Annotated in this window: 2 protein-coding genes; one reads left to right on the forward strand and one right to left on the reverse strand. The window is 31.9% G+C overall.

Features of this window, described 5'->3' with window-relative positions; genetic code table 11:
• Positions 1-249 (reverse strand): acetate--CoA ligase family protein (locus tag V3W49_RS22790; RefSeq protein WP_500148233.1); only part of this gene is annotated, 249 nt, incomplete at its 3' end.
• A gap of 110 nt (positions 250-359) precedes the next feature.
• Between V3W49_RS22790 and V3W49_RS22795 the strand changes: the two genes are divergently transcribed.
• Positions 360-631, forward strand: a 272-nt coding sequence (locus V3W49_RS22795) for a toprim domain-containing protein (RefSeq protein ID WP_500148235.1), incomplete at its 3' end; no start/stop codon positions are given.

The following is a 631-nucleotide window of genomic DNA, read 5'->3' on the forward strand; positions in this document are numbered from 1 at the left end:
GATATTTTCTAATCCAACTTTAACACCACCGACATCTGTTTTATGTAAAATTTGTGGTGAAACTACTTTCATTACAAGTGGAAATCCAAGTTTTTTTGCAGCTTTAACTGCTTCATTTGTTGAAGTAACTAATGCATAATCAGGTACCGAGATTCCATAAGATTTGAGAATTGATTTTGCAGATTCTTCTGTGATAACTTTATGGTCAGTCTTTATGGTTTCATCAAAGATTTGTTTAACAGAAGCCATAATTAGATCGTTGAAATCTTAATTCAATATATTAAACTTTGGTCACAATTGGAATGTTTATTTGAAATTTTTGTAAAAAGTGTTTAATATGTCAAATTAAAATGTAAATTGTGCGAGTTACTGAACAAGAAGTTCAGGATGTAAGAAATTTTATTTTGTTGCTAAACTCTCAAGTTGATAGTGTGGTAATAGTTGAAGGCAAACGAGACTCTACAGCCTTGAAAAAGCTTGGATATTCAGGAAAAGTTTTGGAGTTGCACAAATTTGGTGGCATGATAAAGTTTGTTGATTCCGTAGCAAAATATCAAAGATTGATTATCTTACTTGATGGGGACAGAAAAGGGAGATACCTTACAGGAAAGATCATCGAGCAACTACAACA

It is taken from the genome of Rosenbergiella sp. YN46, assembly GCF_036620675.1.
Classification (GTDB): Bacteria; Pseudomonadota; Gammaproteobacteria; order Enterobacterales; family Enterobacteriaceae; genus Jejubacter.